This is a genomic window from Pseudomonas sp. PGPR N4 (genome assembly GCF_059693665.1).
Genome location: NZ_JCAUKV010000004.1, coordinates 54,313 through 75,478 on the forward strand (window position 1 = coordinate 54,313; position 21,166 = coordinate 75,478).

General features: G+C 62.7%; 19 protein-coding genes. 11 read left to right on the forward strand and 8 right to left on the reverse strand.

Annotation, left to right across the window (positions count from 1 at the left end):
- Positions 1 to 61: 61 nt before the first annotated feature.
- The gene (locus AC58X1_RS17000; protein WP_150571164.1) at positions 62 to 745 is read right to left on the reverse strand and encodes a glycosyltransferase family 25 protein; all 684 of its coding nucleotides are present in this window, start codon (positions 743 to 745) and stop codon (positions 62 to 64) included.
- Between the two features lie 204 nt (positions 746 to 949).
- On the opposite strand from AC58X1_RS17000, the gene AC58X1_RS17005 reads away from it, so the two are divergent.
- The 10 genes from AC58X1_RS17005 to AC58X1_RS17050 all read left to right on the forward strand — a co-directional run bounded on the left by AC58X1_RS17005 (position 950) and on the right by AC58X1_RS17050 (position 11,629).
- A complete protein-coding gene (locus AC58X1_RS17005) occupies positions 950 to 1,411 on the forward strand; it encodes an Lrp/AsnC family transcriptional regulator (protein WP_101322405.1) in 462 nt (153 codons plus the stop codon).
- Positions 1,412 to 1,584: 173 nt separating this feature from the next.
- Positions 1,585 to 3,264, forward strand: coding sequence for a flavin monoamine oxidase family protein (locus AC58X1_RS17010; protein WP_101322406.1), 1,680 nt, complete (start codon positions 1,585 to 1,587; stop codon positions 3,262 to 3,264).
- Between the two features lie 12 nt (positions 3,265 to 3,276).
- Positions 3,277 to 4,065: a carbon-nitrogen hydrolase family protein gene (locus AC58X1_RS17015; protein ID WP_497429197.1), complete on the forward strand. Its 789-nt coding sequence runs from the start codon at positions 3,277 to 3,279 to the stop codon at positions 4,063 to 4,065.
- 41 nt (positions 4,066 to 4,106) lie between these two features.
- On the forward strand, positions 4,107 to 6,431 hold the full coding sequence (gene pqqF / locus AC58X1_RS17020) for a pyrroloquinoline quinone biosynthesis protein PqqF (protein WP_497429198.1): 2,325 nt from the start codon (positions 4,107 to 4,109) through the stop codon (positions 6,429 to 6,431).
- A gap of 165 nt (positions 6,432 to 6,596) precedes the next feature.
- Complete coding sequence (pqqA, locus tag AC58X1_RS17025; RefSeq protein ID WP_003243383.1) at positions 6,597 to 6,668, forward strand: pyrroloquinoline quinone precursor peptide PqqA; 72 nt, start codon at positions 6,597 to 6,599, stop codon at positions 6,666 to 6,668.
- A 79-nt stretch (positions 6,669 to 6,747) separates the two neighbouring features.
- Positions 6,748 to 7,659: a pyrroloquinoline quinone biosynthesis protein PqqB gene (gene pqqB / locus AC58X1_RS17030; protein WP_101322409.1), complete on the forward strand. Its 912-nt coding sequence runs from the start codon at positions 6,748 to 6,750 to the stop codon at positions 7,657 to 7,659.
- A gap of 9 nt (positions 7,660 to 7,668) precedes the next feature.
- The gene (gene pqqC, locus AC58X1_RS17035; protein WP_101322410.1) at positions 7,669 to 8,424 is read left to right on the forward strand and encodes a pyrroloquinoline-quinone synthase PqqC; all 756 of its coding nucleotides are present in this window, start codon (positions 7,669 to 7,671) and stop codon (positions 8,422 to 8,424) included.
- A complete protein-coding gene (gene pqqD / locus AC58X1_RS17040; protein ID WP_101322411.1) occupies positions 8,421 to 8,696 on the forward strand; it encodes a pyrroloquinoline quinone biosynthesis peptide chaperone PqqD in 276 nt (91 codons plus the stop codon). Before pqqC ends, pqqD begins: the two co-directional genes overlap by 4 nt.
- Positions 8,668 to 9,828 (forward strand): pyrroloquinoline quinone biosynthesis protein PqqE, encoded by a 1,161-nt coding sequence (pqqE, locus tag AC58X1_RS17045; RefSeq protein WP_150572901.1) that lies wholly within the window; start codon positions 8,668 to 8,670, stop codon positions 9,826 to 9,828. Before pqqD ends, pqqE begins: the two co-directional genes overlap by 29 nt.
- Positions 9,794 to 11,629 (forward strand): alpha/beta hydrolase family protein, encoded by a 1,836-nt coding sequence (locus tag AC58X1_RS17050; protein ID WP_497429199.1) that lies wholly within the window; start codon positions 9,794 to 9,796, stop codon positions 11,627 to 11,629. The genes pqqE and AC58X1_RS17050 overlap by 35 nt, the downstream gene beginning before the upstream one ends.
- 51 nt (positions 11,630 to 11,680) lie before the next feature.
- Here AC58X1_RS17050 and AC58X1_RS17055 read toward each other — a convergent pair whose 3' ends face one another.
- Together AC58X1_RS17055 and AC58X1_RS17060 are read right to left on the reverse strand one after the other, a co-directional pair.
- Positions 11,681 to 11,839, reverse strand: coding sequence for a YqaE/Pmp3 family membrane protein (locus AC58X1_RS17055; RefSeq protein WP_101322414.1), 159 nt, complete (start codon positions 11,837 to 11,839; stop codon positions 11,681 to 11,683).
- 173 nt (positions 11,840 to 12,012) lie between these two features.
- Complete coding sequence (locus AC58X1_RS17060; RefSeq protein WP_497429200.1) at positions 12,013 to 13,236, reverse strand: aspartate aminotransferase family protein; 1,224 nt, start codon at positions 13,234 to 13,236, stop codon at positions 12,013 to 12,015.
- A 167-nt stretch (positions 13,237 to 13,403) separates the two neighbouring features.
- On the opposite strand from AC58X1_RS17060, the gene AC58X1_RS17065 reads away from it, so the two are divergent.
- Positions 13,404 to 14,327, forward strand: a complete 924-nt coding sequence (locus tag AC58X1_RS17065) for a LysR family transcriptional regulator (protein ID WP_150571158.1) — start codon at positions 13,404 to 13,406, stop codon at positions 14,325 to 14,327.
- 255 nt (positions 14,328 to 14,582) lie between these two features.
- Here the strand turns inward: AC58X1_RS17065 and AC58X1_RS17070 are convergent, their stop codons facing one another.
- The 5 genes from AC58X1_RS17070 to bioD form a co-directional block, all read right to left on the reverse strand.
- Positions 14,583 to 16,361, reverse strand: a complete 1,779-nt coding sequence (locus AC58X1_RS17070) for an acyl-CoA dehydrogenase C-terminal domain-containing protein (protein ID WP_401184095.1) — start codon at positions 16,359 to 16,361, stop codon at positions 14,583 to 14,585.
- A 136-nt stretch (positions 16,362 to 16,497) separates the two neighbouring features.
- The gene (locus AC58X1_RS17075) at positions 16,498 to 17,781 is read right to left on the reverse strand and encodes a GGDEF domain-containing protein (protein WP_101322418.1); all 1,284 of its coding nucleotides are present in this window, start codon (positions 17,779 to 17,781) and stop codon (positions 16,498 to 16,500) included.
- Positions 17,782 to 17,991: 210 nt separating this feature from the next.
- The gene (locus AC58X1_RS17080) at positions 17,992 to 19,797 is read right to left on the reverse strand and encodes a phenylacyl-CoA dehydrogenase (RefSeq protein WP_101322419.1); all 1,806 of its coding nucleotides are present in this window, start codon (positions 19,795 to 19,797) and stop codon (positions 17,992 to 17,994) included.
- Between the two features lie 266 nt (positions 19,798 to 20,063).
- A complete protein-coding gene (locus AC58X1_RS17085) occupies positions 20,064 to 20,360 on the reverse strand; it encodes a pyrroloquinoline quinone biosynthesis protein PqqE (RefSeq protein ID WP_181089436.1) in 297 nt (98 codons plus the stop codon).
- 124 nt (positions 20,361 to 20,484) lie between these two features.
- Positions 20,485 to 21,165: a dethiobiotin synthase gene (gene bioD, locus AC58X1_RS17090; protein WP_101322421.1), complete on the reverse strand. Its 681-nt coding sequence runs from the start codon at positions 21,163 to 21,165 to the stop codon at positions 20,485 to 20,487.
- Position 21,166: the final 1 nt, after the last annotated feature.

Sequence of the window (21,166 nt, forward strand, 5' to 3'; positions counted from 1 at the left end):
TTTGAGCCGAATAGCGTTTTTAATCGGCTCATTCTTGAAAACAGCACGCGTCAGGTGAAATCTACAAATCCCGCAACAACAGCGTCTTGCCCACATTACGCAGCACCTGGCTGTACTGCCGGCGCCAGTTATCGCGCCAGAACGCCGCATCGGCGGCGGTGCCGTCGGTGGAGCGGGCGCGGACGATATCGCTGGCGGCGACTTCTTCGGGTTGTTGCTGGCTCAACATGGGGAAGGCCATGTAACCGCGATAGTGCTGCGCCAAGACCTTGTCCAGAGCAGTGCCCGCGTAACCGCCTTGCTCCAGCAGGCGCTGACAGCCGCGGTTCGACAGCAGATAAGCATGGCTGCCGCGGGCACGCACCCGGGCGATGCCACGGCGCCAAGTCAACCAGACCTTGCCCAGGTTTGCGCCCAGGTAGAACAGCTCTGGATCGGCGCTCTGCAGAAAGCGGTTGACCTGCTCGACCTGAAACGGCTCGAACGCTACCAGCGTGGCGTCGTCCTCGAGAATCAACACGCGCCGACAGCCGCGCTCCAAGGCAATGCGCGCGCATTGAACATGGGAATCGAAACAGCCCCGTTCAGGGCTGTGCTGATCGCGCTCGACCAGCACATATTCGATCTTTAACCCGCTGTCTGCGAACTCGTGTTGCAGCAGCAGGCGGCGATCGGCGCGTTCGCGCAAGCTGATGCAAAAAACGCTATCGACCTGCAGCTGTGTAAGGTCCTTGGATCTGGTCATCCTTCCCATCTCTGGAACTGCGTAAAGACTTCAAGGGTTATCGCCAGGCATAACGTCCCGGTTGGCCTGACACCCACTGGCGTGTGAACTGCGATTGATTTCAAAAGTATAGATCAACTGCGCCAGTCTGCCCGCGACTGTGCCGCAGTGGGTTTATCTGCGTTATAAGTGTCGTCACTCAAGTTCCAGCTGCAGAGAGCCGACATGTCGCAACCGCGTCAAATCATCCTCGACGAAATCGATCGCCAGCTGATCGCCCTGCTTCAGATCAACGCCCGCGAAAGCGTCGCCAACCTCGCCCGGCAGCTGGGCATTGCCCGCACCACGGTCAATTCACGCCTGGAGCGCCTGGAAAACAGCAAAGTCATCGCCGGCTACGGCGTACGCCTGGGCCAGCGCCTGATCGGCGGTGGGCTGCAAGCTTATGTCGGGATCAAGGTCCAACCACGCGCGGGCAAGGAGGTGGTGCGGCGGATGACGGCCATGGGCCAGGTGCAACAGCTGTGTGCCGTGAGTGGCGAGTTCGACTACGTGGCGTGGCTGCACAGCGAATCGCCGGAACAGCTGGACCAGTTGCTCGACCAGATCGGCAGCCTGGACGGTGTGGAAAAAACCACCACGTCGATCATCCTCAGCAGCAAGATAGACCGCGGCCAGCCGATCTGAAAGCCACTTAATGCCTTCGTCATAACGACGTCATTAGCCTCAAAGTGACGAAAAAAAGATTAAAACGACGCCAGCATGAGTCTTAATAACGAACTGCGCACACCCTAGAATGATCCCAGGCATTTTCTATACTCGCGCTTCGCCCTCCGCGCAGCTCCTGGCAAGGTCATAACATGAACAACAATCGCCACCCCGCCGACGGCAAGAAACCAATCACGATTTTTGGCCCGGACTTCCCCTTCGCTTTCGACGACTGGCTGGAGCATCCGGCCGGTCTGGGCAGTATCCCGCTCGACCGCCAGGGCGAAGAGGTGGCGATTATCGGCGCCGGCATTGCGGGGTTGGTAGCGGCCTACGAGCTGATGAAGCTTGGCCTTAAACCAGTGGTGTATGAAGCGTCGAAAATGGGCGGCCGTCTGCGCTCGCAAGCCTTCAACGGCACCGACGGGATCATCGCCGAGCTGGGCGGCATGCGCTTTCCGGTGTCGTCGACGGCGTTCTACCATTACGTCGACAAGCTGGGCCTGGAAACCAAACCGTTTCCAAACCCGTTGACGCCAGCTTCGCCAAGTACCGTCATCGACCTCGAAGGCCAGACCTACTACGCCGAAAGCGCGGCGGATTTGCCAGCGCTGTTCCAGGAAGTCGCCGACGCCTGGGCCGACGCGCTGGAAAGCGGCGCGCGCTTTGGTGATATCCAGCAGGCCATTCGCGACCGCGATGTGCCGCGCCTCAAGGAGCTGTGGAACACCCTGGTACCGCTGTGGGACGACCGCACGTTCTATGACTTTGTCGCCACTTCCAAGGCCTTCGCCAAGCTCAGCTTCCAGCACCGCGAGGTGTTTGGTCAGGTTGGCTTCGGTACCGGCGGCTGGGACTCGGACTTCCCCAACTCGATGCTGGAAATCTTCCGCGTGGTAATGACCAACTGCGACGATCACCAGCACTTGATCGTCGGCGGTGTCGAGCAGGTGCCTCAAGGCATCTGGCGCCATGTGCCGGAGCGTTGCGCGCACTGGCCGGCAGGCACCAGCCTGAGCTCGCTGCATGGCGGCGCGCCGCGCACCGGGGTCAAACGGATTGCCCGTGCCAGCGATGGCCAACTGGCGGTCACCGATACCTGGGGCGGCTGCCGCCACTACGCCGCTGTGCTGACCACCTGCCAGAGCTGGCTGTTGACCACCCAGATCGACTGCGAAGAGTCGCTGTTCTCGCAGAAGATGTGGATGGCTCTGGACCGCACCCGCTACATGCAATCGTCGAAGACCTTCGTCATGGTTGATCGGCCGTTCTGGAAGGACAAGGACCCGGAAACCGGCCGCGATCTGATGAGCATGACCCTCACCGACCGCCTGACCCGTGGCACCTACCTGTTCGACAACGGCGACGACAAGCCGGGGGTGATCTGCCTGTCCTACGCGTGGATGAGCGACGCCCTGAAGATGCTCCCGCACCCGGTGGAAAAACGCGTGCAGCTGGCACTGGACGCCCTGCACCGGATCTACCCGAACACCGACATTGCCGGGCATATCATCGGCGACCCGATCACCATCTCATGGGAGGCCGACCCGTACTTCCTCGGCGCCTTCAAAGGTGCGCTGCCGGGCCACTACCGCTACAACCAGCGGATGTACGCGCACTTCATGCAGGACCACCTGCCGAGCGCGCAACGCGGCATCTTCATCGCCGGTGACGATGTGTCGTGGACCCCGGCCTGGGTCGAAGGCGCGGTGCAGACTTCGCTGAACGCGGTGTGGGGTATCATCAACCACTTCGGCGGCAAGACCCACCCGGACAACCCCGGCCCAGGCGACGTATTCGACGAGCTTGGGCCGATCGCCCTGCCCGACTGACCAGGAGGCGGCATGCACATCGCTCTGTTCCAAGGCCAGCCCGGCCCCCTCGACCTGGCTGGCAACCTCGAACGCTTGCAGCAGCAGGCGCGCCAGGCAGCCGCCAGCGGCGCACAGTTGCTGGTGTGCCCGGAGATGTTCCTGACCGGCTACAACATCGGCAGTGAACAGGTCGAGCAGCTGGCTGAAGAATCGGACGGGCCCTCGGCCATGGCCGTGGTCGAGATCGCCCAGGGGCTCGGGATTGCCATTGTCTATGGCTATCCCGAGCGCGGCGAAGACGGCGCCATCTACAACAGCGTGCAGTTGATCGACAGCCATGGCCGCAGCCTGGCCAACTACCGCAAGACGCACTTGTTCGGTGAGCTGGACCGGGCCATGTTCGATGCCGGCAGCAATCACTTCCCGGTGGTCGAGCTGAATGGGTGGAAGGTCGGCATGCTGATCTGCTACGACATCGAGTTTGCCGAGAACGCCCGGCGTCTAGCGCTGGATGGCGCCGAGCTGATCCTGGTGCCGACGGCGAACATGAAGCCATACGACTTCGTCTGCCAGGTGACGGTGCGTGCACGCGCCCAGGAAAACCAGTGCTACCTGGTCTACGCCAATTACTGTGGCGCGGAAGGCGATATCCATTATTGCGGGCAGAGCAGCATCATCGGCCCGGACGGTGCTGTGCTGGCGCTGGCTGGAGAAGATGAATGCCAGCTGCACGCGGAGCTGGACAGGCACCAGGTCGTGGCCGGGCGCCAGGCATTCCCGTACTTGCAGGACCTGCGGCGCGACCTGCACCAGCGCTGAGCGTGAATGCGCTAGCATGCGCACTCGCCCCGGGAGAACTCATGCCTGACGCCACTCGCCATCTGACCCTGGCCAACGGCCTGCACCTTACCTTGCGTCACGCGCCGCGCCTCAAGCGTGCGGCGGCGGCTTTGCGCGTGCATGCGGGCAGCCATGATGCAGCGACGCGCTGGCCTGGCTTGGCGCACTTTCTCGAGCACCTGTTTTTCCTCGGCACCGAGCGTTTCCCGCTGGAGGATGGCCTGATGCGCTACGTTCAGGGCGTTGGCGGCCAGGTCAACGCGAGCACCCGCGAACGCACCACTGACTTTTTCTTCGAAGTGCCGCCCGCTGCACTGGCCGGTGGTCTCGAGCGCCTGTGCCAGATGCTCGCCGAGCCGGACCTGAGCCTAGTGCGGCAAGTCAGTGAGCGCGAGGTGATCCACGCCGAGTTCATCGCCTGGTCGCGCAATCGTGAAGCGCAGGACCAGTTCACGCTGCTCCAGCGGCTAGCGGCGGGTCATCCGCTGCGCGCCTTTCATGCGGGCAACCGATACAGCCTGAACCTGCACAATCCGCAGTTTCAGCGCGAGCTCAGGGGCTTTCACCAACGCTTCTATCAGGGCGGGCAAATGCTCCTGAGCCTGTGCGGGCCGCAATCGCTGGACCAGCTGCAAGCCATGGGCGAGCGCTACGCCAGCGTTTTCGCCAGCGGCCAGCGGGTGATTCAGGCACTGCCACCGGCCTTGAAAGAGCAACTGCTGGTGCCGCCAGCGCCCAAGCACGGCCAACTCGAGCTGCTGTTCGCCCACGATGGATTGCCGGCGGGTGCACAGCAGGCCATGGAATTGCTGCTGGGGTGCATCAGCGACAGCCGCGAAGGCACTTGGCTGGACGCACTGCGCCAACGCAGCTGGGTGCGTGAATGCCAGCCAAAACTGTTGTATGCCTTCGCCGGCCAGTTGCTCTGGACGATACGTCTGCGCTTGACCGACAGCGCGCAGTTCGATGAGGTACGAGCGCTGCTGCACGGCTGGTTGCAGTTCATCAGGCAAGCAGACTTCGACGCGTTGAACGCAGCCTATGCTCAGCTGCAACAGCGCCGGGCGATGTCCGCCAGCGCATTGGAGCTGGCGCAGCGAGACAGCCGTGAAAACCCGCTGCAAGCACTCGATGCGCAATCGCTCCAGGCCCTGCCTGCAGTATTGGATAGCCTGCCGCTGCAGGCATACGGAAGCTGGCAACTGCCGCCCGCCAATCCTCTGCTGCTCGCGAGCCCGCCCAACACGACGGCAGCGCTACCAGCCGCCCTGAGCATCAGCGCCTGCCTGCCCAGCTCGCGCCAATACGCCGCGCTGTATCTGCGCTGGAGGATCGCAACACCTCTGCGCCAGCGCCTGCACGCAGTGCTGGTCAACGCACTGCGGCCGCTCACCGAGCGCGCCGAGCAGGCCTCGCTACAGATGGACTTCAGTAGCAGCGGCGAGTACTGGCAGTTACGCTGCGCCGGGCTCCCCGCGGCCGTGGTGCGGCTGGTTGAAGAGGCGCTGGCAGTGTTGAACCAACCTGCTGCTGACTGCTGGCAAGCACCCGTAGCGGATGAACCTGCGTTGATTCCGATCAGGGCGCTGCTCAAGCGTTGGCCCGACGAGGTAGCGATTGCGCCCACCGCTCAGCCAGATACTGCCGGAGTGCTGGATCAGGCGATCCTCGACCAAGTCTGGCGGAGCACTCGCTGCCGAGGCCTGGCGGTCGGCTTCGGCAACCCGGAACTGGCAGCATTGGGCTCGGCACTCAGCCACACGATGTGGGACGAGGCTGCCGACCAAGAGCAGTCGCTCGATGCCAGCACTGTGCCGGGCAAACGCTGGATATATGCCGACGTAACAGGCAGCGAACACGCGCTGTTACTTTTCTGTCCGCTGCCGGCGCAGCTACAAGGCGCCGGACGGCTGCTTGCACAACTGCTGCAGGGCCCGGTGTACCAGCGCCTGCGGGTCGAACTGCAATTGGGCTACGCAGTGTTCAGCGCCTTCCGCCAGACCGACGGCATCGGCGGCCTGCTGTTTGGCGTGCAATCGCCCCACGTCCGGCCGGAGCAGATCCTCGCACATCTGCTTGAGGTGTTCAGCGCAGGCGTGACCCTCGACAACGCCGCTCGGCAAGCTTTGGCTGATAGCTTAGACGAGGCAGCGATGCCCGACGCCGAGGTCGCGCAGTGGGCCTGGCAAAGCCACCTGGCCGGTGCAGCGGCCGATCTCGGGGGGCTGCAAGCAGCTATTCTGGACACCGATCAAGCCGGTCTGAACGCCTTGCTGACAGCCCTGATCACGGCCCAGCACGGCTGGCTATGCCTGGCCAACAGCCCAGCGCCTGACTCGCACTGACCGAGATTGTTACTCGCCACGCAACAACCCTTCTCGCAAAATGAACCTTCTGGTACATAATTATCTTGTAAGATAGCGCAACCTCAGCAAATGGAACCTCCTGCCTCAGGGGGTACCAAATAAGTAGCTGACAACCCTCAAGCCCCATCCCGAAGGAGTAATCCCATGTGGACCAAACCTGCTTACACTGATCTGCGTATCGGCTTTGAAGTGACCATGTACTTCGCCAACCGCTAAGCCTGGCTTGCGGTTAGACGCCTCGGTCCCGCCGGGGCGTTGTTGTTTTTGCCTACAGCATTTTGCATAGAGGGTGGCCATGTACGTCCAGATTCTTGGTTCAGCTGCCGGTGGCGGATTTCCGCAGTGGAACTGCAACTGCGTCAACTGCAAGGGTTTCAGGGATGGCTCGCTGCGCGCGCAGGCGCGTACCCAGTCATCGATCGCGCTGTCCGACGACGGCGAGCACTGGGTCCTGTGCAACGCTTCGCCAGATATCCGCGCGCAACTGCAGGCGTTTGCACCGATGCAGCCGGCCCGTGCACTGCGCGACAGCGGCATCGACGCGATCGTCCTGCTCGACAGTCAGATCGACCACACCACCGGCCTGCTCAGCCTGCGTGAAGGCTGCCCGCATCAAGTCTGGTGCACTGACATGGTCCATCAGGACCTGACCAGCGGTTTTCCGTTGTTCAACATGCTCAGCCACTGGAACGGCGGCCTGGCCTGGAACCGTATCGAACTCGAAGGCAGCTTCGTCATCCCGGCCTGCCCCAACCTCAAGTTCACCCCGTTCCCGCTGCGCAGCGCCGCGCCGCCGTATTCGCCGCACCGCTTCGACCCGCATCCAGGCGACAACCTCGGCCTGCTGGTCGAAGACCTGCGCACAGGCGGCAAGCTGTTCTACGCCCCAGGTCTCGGTCAGGTCGACAACTCCCTGCTGGAAATGATGCAGGGTGCCGACTGCCTGCTGGTCGATGGCACGCTGTGGCGTGATGATGAAATGCAGCAGCGTGGCGTCGGTACCCGCACCGGTCGCGAGATGGGCCATCTGGCGCAGAGCGGCCCAGGCGGCATGCTTGAAGTGCTGGACGGTTTCGCCAGCCAGCGCAAGGTTCTTATCCACATCAACAACACCAACCCGATCCTCGATGAAGACTCACCCGAGCGCGCCGAAGTCGAACGCCGCGGCGTCGAAGTCGCCTACGACGGCATGAGCATCGAGCTGTAGGAGCCGCACATGAGCGACGCAACGCCGATGTCGCCTGCCGAATTCGAGCAGGCTCTGCGCGCCAAGGGCGCCTACTACCACATCCATCACCCCTATCACGTGGCGATGTATGACGGCCGCGCCAGCCGCGAGCAGATCCAGGGCTGGGTCGCCAATCGTTTTTACTATCAGGTGAATATTCCACTGAAGGACGCCGCGATCCTCGCCAACTGCCCGGATCGAGAGATTCGCCGCGAGTGGATCCAGCGCCTGCTCGACCACGACGGTGCGCCCGGTGAAGACGGTGGTATCGAAGCCTGGCTGCGCTTGGGTCAGGCGGTTGGCCTGGACCCGGAGCAACTGCGCTCGCAAGAGCTGGTGCTGCCCGGCGTGCGCTTCGCGGTCGACGCCTACGTCAACTTCGCCCGCCGCGCCAGCTGGCAGGAAGCCGCCAGCAGCTCGTTGACCGAGCTGTTCGCGCCGCAGATTCACCAGTCGCGGCTGGACAGCTGGCCACAGCATTACCCGTGGATCGATCCGGCTGGCTACGAGTACTTCCGCACCCGTCTTGGCCAAGCCCGGCGCGACGTTGAGCACGGCCTGGCGATCACCTTGCAGCACTACACCACCCGCGCCAGCCAAGAGCGCATGCTGGAAATCCTTCAGTTCAAGCTGGATATTCTCTGGAGCATGCTCGACGCCATGAGCATGGCCTATGAGCTGGACCGCCCTCCCTACCACTCCGTCACCCGCGAGCGGGTCTGGCACAAGGGGATCACACTATGAGTCTTGACCGTCAACAGGTGCCCAGCTGGCGCCCAGGCTACCGCTACCAGTATGAGCCGGCGCAGCAAGGCCACGTCTTGCTGTACCCGGAGGGCATGATCAAACTCAACGAAAGTGCCGCGCTGATTGGCGGCCTGATCGATGGCCAGCGCTCGGTCGCGGTGATCATCGCCGAGCTTTCCCAGCAGTTCCCCGATGTGCCCGAGGTCGCTGACGACATCGAGCAATTCATGGAGGTGGCCCGTGCCGAACACTGGATCGTCCTCGCCTGAAACAGCCGGCAAAGCCGGCGTCGGCCTACCGCTGTGGCTGCTCGCCGAGCTGACCTACCGCTGCCCGCTGCAATGCCCGTACTGCTCCAATCCGCTCGATTTTGCCGAGCAAGGCCAGGAGCTGACCACGGCACAGTGGTTCAAGGTCATGGCCGAAGCGCGCGAGATGGGCGCGGCACAGTTGGGCTTTTCTGGCGGCGAGCCGCTGGTGCGCCAGGACCTTGCCGAGCTGATCGGCGAGGCCCGCCGGCTGGGCTTCTACACCAACCTGATCACCTCCGGCATCGGCCTTACCGAAAAGCGCATCGCCGAGTTCAAGACCGCCGGGCTGGATCACATCCAGATCAGCTTCCAGGCCAGTGACGAGCAGGTCAACAACCTGCTCGCCGGCTCGAAAAAAGCCTTCGCGCAAAAGCTCGAAATGGCCCGCGCCGTCAAAGCCCACGGTTACCCGATGGTGCTCAACTTCGTCACCCACCGGCACAATATCGACAAGATCGACCGTATCATCGAGCTGTGCGTGGCGCTTGAGGCCGACTTCGTCGAGCTTGCCACCTGCCAGTTCTATGGCTGGGCGCAGCACAACCGCGCCGGGCTGTTGCCAACCCGTGCGCAGCTCGAGCGGGCCGAACGCATCACCAACGAGTACCGCGAGCGGCTCAAGGCAGCTGGCAACCCATGCAAGCTGATTTTCGTCACCCCTGACTACTATGAAGAGCGACCCAAGGGCTGCATGAATGGCTGGGGCAGTATCTTCCTTACCGTCACCCCCGACGGCACCGCACTGCCCTGCCATGGCGCGCGGCAGTTGCCGGTGCAGTTCCCCAATGTCCGCGAGCACGACCTTCGGCACATCTGGTATGACTCGTTCGGCTTCAACCGCTACCGCGGCTTCGACTGGATGCCCGAACCCTGCCGCTCGTGCGACGAGAAGGAAAAGGACTTCGGCGGCTGCCGCTGCCAGGCGTTCATGCTTACCGGCGATGCCAGCAACGCCGATCCAGTGTGCGCCAAGTCGGCCGAGCATGGCATCATCCTCCAGGCACGTGAGGAAGCCGAGCACGCCCATCAGGCCATCGAAGAGCTGACATTCCGCAATGAACGAAACTCCCGAGTCATCGCCCGCGGCTGAGTTCAGCGCCGCCCAGGCCGTCGCCGCCGGCACCGACTTCGCCGACCTCAAGGTCGGCGCGGCTGGGCTGTTCTGGAACGAATTCCGCCCTGCCGACGGCGCTTGCCGCCTGTGGCACTGGCGCGAGCAGCAAGCCCATTGCCTGACGCCGGACGGTTTCAGCGCACGCAGCCGTGTCTACGAATACGGCGGCGGCAGCTTCTGCCTGGGCGAGGAGGTGCTGGTATTCGTCAACGAGTCCGATCAGCAGATCTACCTGCAAGGCCTCGATGGCTCTGCGCCACGCGCCCTGACCGCTGCCGCCGACTGCCGCTATGGCGATGTGCTGTGGCATGCCGGCGCAGTGCTCGCTGTCGAAGAGCAGCACGCTGACAGCGTTGTGCACCGCTTGGTCTGCTTCGCCGATGAGGGCCGTCAAGTGCTGGCCGAAGGCGCCGACTTCTATTCGGCACCGACCCTGAGCGAAGACGGCCAGCGCCTGGCCTGGATCGAATGGGACCGCCCGGCACAGCCCTGGACCCGCACTCGATTGATGTGTCGCCAGCGCGACAGACACGGCGAGTGGACTGCCGCGCTATGCCTGGCCGGCGATATCGACCCAGAGCAGTCCTTGCAGCAACCCCGCTTCGACGGGCAAGGCAGGCTGTATTGCCTGTCTGATCGCAACGGTTTCTGGCAGCCATGGGGGGAGATCGAGGGCGATTGGAAAGCACTACCAGCAGTCGCCGCCGACCACGCCGCCGCGCCCTGGCAACTGGGTGCCAGCAGTTGGCTGGCAATCGCACCTGATAGCTATCTGGCCAGCTGGTTCGAAAACGGTTTTGCCCAGCTTGGCCTGCACAGCGGTGATCAGGTTCAGCGCTTCGCCAGCGAGTACACCCGCTTTCGCAGTCTGGCTCTGGACGACCGCCATATCTACGCCATCGCCGCCTCGCCGATCAGCCCAGCCGCAGTCATCGCCATCGAGCGTGTCAGCGGCCAGACCAGCGTGCTTAGCGGCGGTGGCCTGCCGCTGCCAGCCGAGCGGGTCAGTCGCCCGCAGCCGATCCGCTATCCCAGCGGCGACGCCCATGCCTATGGCTTCTTCTACCCGGCGGCCAACCAGCCGCAGGGCGGCGCCGCGCCGCTGGTGCTGTTTATCCACGGCGGGCCGACCTCGGCCTGCTACCCGGTACTCGACCCGCGCATCCAGTACTGGACCCAACGCGGCTTTGCCGTGGCCGACCTCAACTACCGCGGCAGCAGCGGTTATGGCCGCGCCTATCGGCAAGCGCTGCACTTGCGCTGGGGCGAAGTCGACGTCGAAGACGCCTGCGCTGCAGTCAGTTACCTGGCGGGGCTGGGCCTGATCGACCCGCAGCAGGCGTTCATTCGCGGCGGCAGTGCTGGCGGCTACACCACCCTGTGCGCGCTGGCATTCGCCGATGTATTTCGCGCCGGCGCCAGCCTCTATGGCGTCAGCGACCCGCTGGCGCTGGCACGGGCGACGCATAAGTTCGAAGGGGATTATCTGGACTGGCTGATTGGCGATCCTGAACGAGACGCCGAGCGCTACCGCCAACGCACACCGCTGCTGCATGCCGAGCAAATCAAGGTGCCGATGATCTTCTTCCAGGGCGAGCTGGATGCCGTGGTGGTGCCCGAGCAGACTCGCGCCATGCTGGCGGCGCTGAAAGCTAACGGGATCGAGGCTGAAGGGCATTTTTATGCCGGTGAGCGGCACGGTTTCCGCAAGGCCGAGAACCTTGCGCATGCACTCGAGGAAGAATGGAAGTTCTATTGCCGGGTACTCGACCGTTGAGCCGAGTTCCCCGCAATTGCAACAGAGGGCCGCAGCGCGGCCCTCGTCACGTCAGCGCTTGGCGATGATATACACCGCGTGGATGATGCCGGGGATATAACCCAGCAACGTCAACAGGATGTTCAGCCAGAACGCACCGGCAAAGCCGACCTGCAGGAACACGCCAAGCGGCGGCAGAAGGATCGCGATAATGATGCGAATGAAGTCCATGCATGTCTCTCCGTCAGTGGTTACTACACAGACTCGCGCGCTTGCGCAGAGGTTCCGCAGGCACAACATCTTGCGCTAAAGGCAAAAAAACGCCCCGGGCCGAATAAGACAGGCCCGGGGCGATGCGCAGAAACGCCAGACGGTTCGTTGAAATAAGTGAGCGCTATTGCCGATCAGGCGCGCATCTCGCGACGGTTGTGCTGTTGCCCGTGCAGCCGGGCAAAGGCTCTGGCCAGCTTAAGCAGCATCTCGTCGACAAGCCCGCGGCTAATCGTCAGCGCCGGGGCAAAGCGGACTACATCGGGCTGGGGCGCCTGCAGCAACAAGCCCTCCTGCAATGCCGCCTGCACCAACGCTGGCGCCACCTCATCGTGTAACTGCAGCGCCCACAGCAGACCCTGCCCACGCACCTCGCCATGACCATAACGGCCGGACAACCTGCTCAGGCCTTCGCGCAGGTGGCGGCCGCGGTCCTTGATCTGCTCGAAGAAGCCAGGCGCGAGCACGCTCTGCAATACCGCCAGGCCGGCCGCGCACATCAGTGCATTGCCGTGCTGGCTGCCTTGCAGCTCGCCAGGCTCGGCGCAGCAGGCGCTACCGCGGGCCAGCAGCGCGGCGATCGGCACGCCACCCCCCAGGCCTGTGCCAAGGGCGATAATGTCGGCACGCACGTCATATCGCTGTTCGGCCAACAACGCACCGCAGCGGCCGATGCCGGTCAGTGCTTCGTCGAAAATCAGCAGAATGCCCAGCTCGCGGCACAGCCGTTCGACACCCTGGAGATACTCGCGGCTGGCCGGGATAACGCCGGCCTCGCCCTGGATCGGTTCGAGCATGATCGCGACCGTGCGCGAGTCGACGGCGGCGTGCAGTGCGCTCAGGTCGTTGAACGCCACCTGGCTGAAGCCCGACGTATCCAGACCGCGCCCGTGGCAGGCCTGGCTGGCCGTAATGACATGATCGGCGCCGCTGCGATGCAGTTGGCCCCATTTACGCGCCAGGCGGATCGCCGCTGCGCACGCTTCGGCACCGCTGTTGAGCAGGTACGCCTGGTCACTGCGGGTGCTCTGGCAAAGTTTCTGCGCCAGCAGCAACTGGTTGTGGTTGGTTAGCTGCCCGCCGCAGTTAAGCAATGTCTGGGCCTGAGCACTCAGCGCTTCGCTCACCACTTGCGGGCAATGGCCGAGACTGTTGCCTGCACTGCCTTGGGTGAAGTCCAGATAAACCCGACCGTCGTTGTCCCATAACCACGAGCCCTGCCCACGCACAAAAATCGGCGCAGGCAGCGCGGCGGACGCCATCAGCCATTCGCTCGATAGCGACGCGGCAGCTGCCGGTGCTGCTGGTACAGGTTCGACCACCGCGACAGCTGGCCGACGCAGCTTGAACAGATTCATCAGAACTCCAGACCGATATTTCAGCGTGGCCTATCAAAAGTGTTTTTCAGCGACTGCAACAATCGGTCGCTGCAACAGCAGGTAAATGCTTGAAAACGCCGCTAGACTAGGCACAACCGGGTACTCTGGCCATTTCGATTTCCCAGCTTTTTCGATAAGTGTTGCTTATGGATTTTCGCCAACTGCGTTATTTCGTCGCGGTCTATGAAGAAGGCCACGTGGGCCGTGCTGCCGAACGCCTGTCACTGTCGCAACCGGCCTTGTCCCAGCAGATTCGGCAGCTGGAACACAGCCTCGACCTGAGCCTGTTCGAGCGCAGCAACAAGCGCCTGCTGCCGACACTGGCCGCGCACACCTTGTACAACCATGCCCAGCCCTTGCTCGACGGCTTGCAGCGCGCCCATGAGGCTATGCGCAGCTTCAAAGGCCAGGCACTGCGTACCCTCGCCATCGGTGTCCTGCAGACCGTCCGCCCCGGGCTGGTGCCGCAGTTGCTGGAGCGCGTGCGCCGGGCGCAGCCGCACCTGGTGGTGCAGATCTACGAACTGTCGGGGCTGGAGATCGAGCGGCGTCTGCTCAATGGCAATCTGGATATCGGCATCAGCTATCTGCCGCCGCGCCAGGCAGGCCTGCACGGGCTGATGCTGTATGAAGATGAGCTGCAACTGGTCATCCCCAACACACACCCGTTGAAGGACTTCAAGAAGGTCTCGATCAGGCAGGCGGCTGAATTGCCGCTGCTTATGCTGGGTGAAGAGTTTCAGATCCGCCAGATCTGGAAGGAGCAGCTGGCCAGCCAGGGCCGCAGGCCGCAGGTACAGGCCGAGATGAACAACATGGCGGGAATCCTCGACAGCCTGGCGCACACCTCGCTGGCAACCATCCTGCCAGGGCGCGCCAAGGCAGCGGCCGAGGATGATCAAGGGCTGCTGTGGAAGCCCCTCAGCGAGCCGCGCGTACCACTCAAGGTTGGTCTGGTGTTTCGCGATGCGCAGCGCCAACAGGCGTCGCTGGAGCTGTTGCGCACATTGCTCGAAGAAGAAACCGACGGGCGCCCGCTGGGCGTGTCGCCGCTGGACGTACTGGGCTGACGGTAAAAACCACGCAACAAAGAAAACCCCGCCTAAGCGGGGTTTTCCAGACTGTTTCCCTGACATCCCTATCGCCTCACCATCCTGGCGAGATTCCTTCGTGTCCCTGTTCTGTCCTTTACGCTTCCTGCGTTCCGTCCATGTGAGAAATATTAGCTGTGGATCCAATCTGAGGATAGAGGCGAAAAGTCACCACGTCGTGTAGGAAAAGGCTTACAAATCACCCCAGCTTTGTTACGGCATGTGATCGAGGCGTCAGAACTGCGCAGCGTCCAACAGATACAGCGACTCGCTACCCGCCTTGACCGACGCCACCAACGAATCCACCCGCGGCAGCAACCGCGCAAAGTAGAAGCGCGCCGTGCCCAGCTTGCCCTGATAGAAGGCCGCATCGCCCTCGCCTGCCTTGGCTGCCTGGGCCATGCGCGCCCACATATAGGCATAAGCGACATAGCCGAACGCGTGCAGGTACTCAACCGAAGCTGCACCGATCTCGTTCGGGTTGAGCTTGGCCTGCTCGATAACCCACTCGGTCAGCCCATCCAATTGATCCAGGGCAGTGGCCAATGGCTGAGTAAACTCGCCCAGCTCGCTATCGGCACCAGCCACGAACTGGCGAATTTCGTCGGCAAACACCTGGTAGAACGCGCCACCGCTGGCGACCACCTTACGGCCCATCAGGTCCAGCGCCTGAATGCCGTTGGTGCCTTCGTAGATCTGGGTGATGCGCGCGTCGCGCACCAGTTGCTCCTGGCCCCACTCACGGATGTAACCGTGGCCGCCAAACACCTGCTGGCCATGCACGGTGCACTCAAGCCCGGTGTCGGTCATGAACGCCTTGGCCACCGGTGTCAGCAACGCCACCAGGTCCTCGCTGCGCTTGCGCGTGGTCGGGTCTTCGCTGTACTTGGCGTTGTCCAGTTGCAGGGCGACGTAAGTGGAGAACGCCCGGCCGCCTTCGATCAAGGCTTTCATGGTCAGCAGCATGCGCCGCACATCCGGGTGGACGATGATCGGGTCGGCGACTTTGTCTTTTGCCTGTGCGCCGACTGGCGAGCGGCTTTGCAGGCGATCGCGGGCGTACTCGACGGCGTTCTGATAAGAGCGCTCGGCCGAGGCCAGGCCTTGAATACCGACGCCCAGGCGCTCGTAGTTCATCATGGTAAACATGGCCGCCAGGCCCTTGTTCGGCTCGCCGACCAGGTAGCCGACCGCGCCGTCGAAGTTCATCACGCAGGTCGCCGAGCCCTGAATGCCCATCTTGTGCTCGATCGAGCCGCAGTGGGCCGAGTTGCGCTCACCCAGGCTGCCGTCGTCGTTGACCAGGAACTTGGGCACCAGCAGCAGGGAAATGCCCTTGGGCCCCGCGGGTGCGTCCGGCAGCTTGGCCAGCACCAGGTGAATGATGTTTTCGGTCAGGTCGTGCTCGCCACCGGTGATGAATATCTTGGTCCCACTGACCTTGTAGCTGCCATCTGCCTGCGGCTCGGCCTTGGTACGGATGATGCCCAGGTCGGTGCCGGCATGGGCCTCGGTCAGGCACATCGAGCCCGCCCAGACGCCGCTGTACATGTTCGGCAGGTATTTGTGCTTGAGCGCTTCGCTGGCATGAGCGTTGATCGACAGGCAGGCGCCTGCAGTGAGCATCGGATACAGCCCGAACGACAGGCTCGAGGCGTTGATCATTTCCTCGACCTGAGCCGAGATCGCCTTGGGCATACCCATGCCGCCAAACTGCGGATCACCGCCAACACCGACCCAACCGCCTTCGGCGTAGGTCTGGTAGGCCTCGATGAAACCGGCCGGGGTGCGTACGCTGCCGTTGTCCCAGTGGCAGCCCTCCTCATCGCTGGCGCGGTTGAGCGGCGCGATGCTGCGGGCGGTGACCTTGCCGGCTTCTTCCAGCACCGCCAGAGCGGTGTCCTGGTCGACCGCCTCGGCCAGTTCGGGCAGCTGTGCCCACAGCGTGGCCACGTCGAAGACTTCATTGAGAACGAAGCGCATATCACGCAGGGGCGCTTTATAGTCAGCCATGGACAACCTCTCACTAGTCGGGTCGGGGCGGTCCTGGCGAGGACCGCGGCACTGGAGTGAAATCAGTGTAACCGAACAACTTTTGCGAGACATAGGGTCATCACGTGACCCTACAGTCAACCCCAGTCAGCCTAAGTCATGCCATTCGCACAGCGCCGCGGCGTGATTGGTGGCCGAACATCACTACACAGTTACGCCCGGCAGCCTTGGCGCTGTACAGCGCCTCGTCGGCAGATTTGAGCACCGCCTCGGGGTTGCGGTGGTCGATCAAGCGTTCGGCCACGCCGATGCTGATGGTGACCGATACGGTAGCGCTGGCCGAGCCGCTGCGCCGTTGCCGGCCGGCGCTATCGTCCTGCGGGCGGCTGTTCTGGTCACGCAGCTGGATGGCGTAGTTGGCGATCATCTCGCGTACCGCTTCCAGATGCGGCAGACACTCTTCGGCAGTCTTGCCGGCAAACACCAGGGCGAACTCTTCGCCGCCATAGCGGTAAGCCCGACCGCCCCCCGTCACTTTCGACAGCCGGCTGGCAACCAGCCGCAGCACCTGATCACCGACGTCGTGGCCGTGGGTATCGTTGAATTTCTTGAAGTGGTCAACGTCGGTCATGGCAATCACGTAGTTGCGCCCCAGGCGCTGCATACGCTCGTTCAGCGCACGCCTGCCGGGCAAGCCGGTGAGCTCGTCGCGGAAGGCCATCTGATAGGCCTCATGGGCGACCGCTGCGGCAATCATCAGCATGACCTGGCTGCACATGATGTTCAGGGTGAACGGCAGGATGAAGGTTTTCGGTAACATCCACAGCAGGCCCAGCAAGCCGATGATCTGCGCCGCATGCAGCGGTCGCGGCTGGCGCAGGTACTGCACCGCCAGCAGGATGAAAACGATGACGAAGACCGGGTACGCCAGCTGGATCAGGCTCATCCACTGACCGTGCAGCGACGGCCAGCGGATCTCCGCCAGCCAGCCCAGCAGCGCCTCCGGAAAGCTCTGCTGCAAGGCCACCGCCACGCTGCCGACGGCAAACAGTACGGCAAAGCGGGCGAGCATGTCCTGGGCCAGATGAGTGCGTTCCTGCCAGGCGGCGAACAGGCCGAACAACGCAGGTAGCAGCAGGCAGACCAGATGAAAGATCACTGCAGCGTCTTCACGCACGCGGCCGTTGTCGCGATAGAAGTCGGTCTGGGTGTCGAGCAGGTAGTAAGCGATATACACCGTGACCATCACAAACAGCTCACGCTGCCGGCGGTACACCGCGCAATAGGCGCCGCCGAGCAGCAGCACCATGGTTGGCAGCACATTGAACAAAGACGTGAAGAAGACGCTGAGGTCTCTCACATAGGCCGCCGCCAGCCCCGACACCAGTAACACCAGTGACGGCAGGAAATGGCTTACGCGTACAGCGGATAACTGAAACAAGGGTATCTCCAACCCGGCAGATCAATAATGGCATTGTGCCTTTACTACATCGGCAGCGCACATGAATAGATGAATACACCAGATGTTTAACGGCAGGCGTGGAGCCAGGCTTAGCTTTTTCTGTGCATGGCGCTACGCGGCCCGGACGAGCGCTCACAAAAAAACCGCCTGCCGGTGAGGGCAGGCGGTTTTTGATGTTGCCAGCGCGGCTTAGATGGCTAGGCCGAAGTCTTCTTCTTTCATCGCCATCAGGTTACCGGCACCGGACAGCATGGTCGCTGCATGGGTGCGGGTACGCGGCAGGATACGCTGGAAGTAGAAGCGTGCGGTCTGCAGCTTGGCGGTGTAGAACGCTTCTTCGCTGGTGCCGGCGGCGAGTTTTTCAGCTGCCAGACGGGCGATATCAGCCCAGAAGTAGGCCAGGCAGGCGTAGCCCGAGTACATCAGGTAATCGACCGACGCGGCACCGACCTCTTCACGGTCTTTCATGGCGGCCATGCCGACTTTCATCGTCAGTTCGCCCCACTCCTTGTTGATCGCCGCCAACGGCTCGACGAATTCCTTGACCGCTTCGTTGCCTTCCTGGGCCTGGCAGAACTTGTGCACGATTTTGGTGAAGCCCTTGAGCGCTTCGCCCTGGGTCATCAGCACTTTACGCCCGAGCAGGTCGAGGGCCTGGATGCCGGTGGTACCCTCGTAGAGCATCGAGATGCGGCTGTCGCGCACGTTCTGCTCCATGCCCCACTCGGCGATGAAGCCATGGCCGCCGTAGATCTGCACGCCATGGTTGGCGGCTTCGAAACCGACCTCGGTCATGAACGCCTTGGCGATCGGGGTCATGAAGGCCAGCAATGCATCGGCCTTCTTGCGAGCTTCTTCGTCCTTGCTGTACTTGACGATATCGACCTGCTGCGCGGTGAAGTAGACCATCGCCCGGTTGCCTTCGGCAAAGGCCTTCATGGTCAGCAGCATGCGCCGTACATCAGGGTGGACGATGATCGGGTCAGCGGCCTTTTCAGGTGCCTTGGGGCCGGTCAGCGAGCGCATCTGCAGACGGTCGCGGGCGTATTTGAGGCCACCCTGGAATGCCACTTCAGCGTGGGCCAGGCCTTGCAGCGCGGTACCCAGGCGAGCGGTGTTCATGAAGGTGAACATGCAGTTCAGGCCTTTGTTGGCTGGGCCAATCAGGTAACCGGTAGCGCCGTCGAAGTTCATCACGCAGGTGGCGTTACCGTGGATGCCCATCTTGTGCTCGAGCGAGCCGCAGCTGACGCCGTTGCGCTCGCCGATGGCGCCATCGGCGCTGGGCAGGAACTTGGGCACGATGAACAGCGAAATACCCTTGGTACCAGCAGGGGCATCCGGCAGCCGCGCCAACACGATGTGGACGATGTTGTCGGCCATGTCGTGCTCACCGGCCGAGATGAAGATCTTGGTCCCGGAAACCTTGTAAGAGCCATCCGCCTGCGGCTCGGCCTTGGTCCGCAGCATGCCCAGGTCAGTGCCGCAGTGCGGCTCGGTCAGGCACATGGTGCCGGTCCATTCACCGGTGACCAGTTTGCTCAGGTAGGTGTCCTGCTGCTCGGCGGTGCCGTGCTCGGAAATGGTGTTCATCGCGCCATGGGACAGGCCTGGGTACATGCCCCAGGACCAGTTGGCTTCACCGACCATCTCGCTGACCGCCAGGCCCAGCGACTCAGGCAGGCCCTGGCCGCCGTGAGCAACATCATGGGCCAGGCTCGGCCAGCCGCCTTCGACGAACTGTTTGTAGGCTTCCTTGAAACCAGTCGGGGTCTGCACACCCGACTCGCTCCACTTGCAGCCTTCGAGATCGCCAACGCGGTTCAGCGGCGCCAGCACGTTCTCGCAGAACTTGGCACCTTCCTCAAGGATCGCATCGACCATGTCGGGCGTGGCTTCCTCGCAACCCGGCAAGCTCTGGTAGTGCGCTTCATAGCCGAGCAGTTCGTCGCGAACGAAGCGAATATCACGCAGAGGGGCTTTGTATTCAGGCATTGCGATGAACCTCTTGAGGAGTCCGGTGGAGTGAGCGCCGACAGCAACCGGCACTCGGTCAAACAGTTGTTTGAAACTTACGTTTAGGTGCAAACAAAGTCAAGAAGGGACTATGGTGCCATTTACGTCGTGAAACATGGCGTATCTGCCATGTACCCGTAAATGCAACTGCGGGCCTGACTGCATAGGACAACCGAGCAGACAACGGTGTTGTCTGGTCAGCGCCATCGCAGTCAGGCCCGCAGAGGTTTCAGCGAGATTAGCAATCAGGCGTAGGTGTCGATGAAGCGGCCGAGCATTTCGTCGGAAGCCTTGGCGACTTTCACACCAAGCTCGACTTCAGTCTTGCCCAGCGCCAACTGCACCGTACTGGTGGCCATGTCCATTTGCTGGCTACGGTCGACGGCGCGCAAGCGCTCGGCCTGATAGTCGCTGGACTGGCTGGTGGCGGCACGTTCGACGGTGCCGTTGGCGATCTGGCTGGCGGCCTGATCAACGCGGTTCTGGCCCGCCTGAATGGCGCCAAGACCTGCGTAGTAGGCAGAGCTACCGGTGATTTCCATGTCAAAACTCCGATGACGCTGGATAACGGACAAACTTCATTAAAGCAGGCCAACGCCGAAAAGGCCCGTTTAAATCGCTAATAGCCTAGTGCCATTCGATAGACCGAGGGTATGCGCGCGGAGCTTAATCAAGCAGGTCAAGCTGCAGATGTTCGGCCACGGCATCGGCGCTGGCTTGCTTGAGTTTGGGCACCCGCCCCAGGCACGGCGCGGGCAGGCGTTCAGCGAGGCTGGCCAGGTTTTCTTCCAGCCGCGAGGTGCGCGGCTCAATCACATTGGCCACCCAGCCGGCCAACTGCAGGCCATCGCGGGCAATCGCTTCGGCACTTAACAGCGCGTGATTGATGCAGCCCAGGCGCACGCCGACCACCAGGATCACCGGTAGCTTCAGCGCGATCGCCAGATCGGACAGGTTGGCATGGTCCGACAACGGCACCCGCCAACCGCCGGCACCTTCGATCAAGGTGAAGTCGGCGCCCTCTGCCAGAATCCCCTGCATCGCCTTGAGCAAAGCAGGCAGCGCCAGCGCCACGCCCGCTTCGCGCGCAGCCAGGTGCGGGGCGATTGCCGGCTCGAAAGCGAACGGATTGACCCGTTCATAAGGCAACTGGACGGTACTTTGATCAATCAGCGCTAACGCATCGGCATTGCGCAGGCCCTTGCTGGTCACCGCGCATCCCGACGCCACCGGCTTGGCCGCGAGGGTGCTCAGACCTTGCAGCCGGGCCGCATGGAGCAAGCCGGCAGCGATGGTGGTCTTGCCCACGTCTGTGTCGGTACCGGCAATGAAATACGCTTGGCTCATG